Here is a 559-nt window from a genome sequence, read left to right as displayed (position 1 = left end):
CCGCGGCCGTTCTTGCCGCACTGCTCGTTGTTCATCACGAGCATGGTGCCGTTGAAGAACTTCGTGTCGACCTGCAGCGCTTGCATGCCCTCGCCGGGCCGGCTGTCCTGGGAGTGCGGGATGAACCCGATCTGCTTCGGGTTCGCCAGGTCGGTCATGTCGACGACGTAAGCGCCGGCGTCGGGGTCTCCGTCCTCACGGTTGGCGTCACAGGTCGCTTTGCCCCAGTTCGCCAGGTAGGCGTACGTGGTGCGCGGGTCGACCGCCACGTCGGCGATCAGGTCGTCGGTGTTGGTCAGGTCGGCCTTGCCCAGCAGTTGCAGGTCGCCCCATGCTCCCGGACCGAGCAGATGTCCGTCGATGGGACCGTGCTGGCCGGGGTGTGCCGCCACGGGTGCCGCCATCGCCGCGGTCAGCGACGCCACGGCGAGTGCGGTGAAGAGCCGTCTGGTTCTCATTGGTTCTGTCTCCTCGTTGGTTCCCCCTCGAACTGGGCCCCGTCACCGACGGGCCCAGCGATCTGGTGTCACGGCAGGGAGAACTCCTGCGTCTGCGGGTT

The 559-nt window shown here is 67.1% G+C and carries 1 protein-coding gene; it reads right to left on the bottom strand.

Annotated features, from left to right (window positions below):
• A partial coding sequence (locus tag IG04_RS44700; RefSeq protein ID WP_157513148.1) for an LVIVD repeat-containing protein occupies window positions 1-458 on the bottom strand: 458 nt, incomplete at its 3' end.
• Window positions 459-559: the final 101 nt, after the last annotated feature.

The organism is Lentzea albidocapillata, from assembly GCF_000719115.1.
GTDB classification, from domain to species: Bacteria; Actinomycetota; Actinomycetes; order Mycobacteriales; family Pseudonocardiaceae; genus Lentzea; species Lentzea albidocapillata.
The sequence above is the reverse complement of the archived record's forward strand: the minus strand, read 5'-3'. Positions and strand labels throughout refer to the sequence as shown.